The following is an 834-nucleotide window of genomic DNA, read 5'->3' as shown; positions in this document are numbered from 1 at the left end:
GACACTACCGACACGACCAATCTTTCGTTGAGCGCTACTGGTTCGGTGGCTGAAGGTGGTTCGATTGTTTACACCGCCACGTTGACCAACGCCGCTGGCTCGCCGGTTACCGTTACTTTGTCGAACGGCGCGGTGATCACCATCGACGCCGGCAAAACCTCCGGCACCGCGACCGTTGCGGCTCCGACCGATGACGTTTACAAAGACGCCGGCTCTGTTCAGGCAACCATCACTTCGGCGACCGGCGGCAACTTCGAGAACCTGGTACCAAGCACCGTTCCAGCCGTCACCGAAGTGACCGATACCATCGACACTTCGACGGTCAAACTGACCGCGACTGATTCCGTCGCTGAAGGCGGCACAGTGGTTTACACCGCAACCGTCGGCCAGCCAGTGACTGGCAGCCCGGTGACCGTGTCATTGGCGAATGGTCAGACGATCACCATCGAAGTCGGCAACACCACCGGCACTGTGAACTTCGTCGCACCGAACGATGCGTTGGTCGGCCAAGCGGCGCTGAACAACTCGATCACCGGCGTAACCGGCGGCAACTACGAGAACCTCGTAGCCGATAACACCCCGGTCACCACCACGGTCACTGACACTACCGACACGACCAATCTTTCGTTGAGCGCTACTGGTTCGGTGGCTGAAGGTGGTTCGATTGTTTACACCGCCACGTTGACCAACGCCGCTGGCTCGCCGGTTACCGTTACTTTGTCGAACGGCGCGGTGATCACCATCGACGCCGGCAAAACCTCCGGCACCGCGACCGTTGCGGCTCCGACCGATGACGTTTACAAAGACGCCGGCTCTGTTCAGGCAACCATCACT

1 protein-coding gene is annotated in these 834 nt (G+C 59.8%); it reads left to right on the top strand.

The window, feature by feature from the left end:
* The coding region (locus BI292_RS11685) for an immunoglobulin-like domain-containing protein (protein WP_178076571.1) at positions 1-834 on the top strand (834 nt) is incomplete at both ends.

It is taken from the genome of Pseudomonas sp. 43NM1, from assembly GCF_002836905.1.
Classification (GTDB): domain Bacteria; phylum Pseudomonadota; class Gammaproteobacteria; order Pseudomonadales; family Pseudomonadaceae; genus Aquipseudomonas; species Aquipseudomonas prosekii.
Note: the sequence above shows the minus strand (reverse complement) of the source record. Positions and strands in the feature narration are given on the sequence as shown.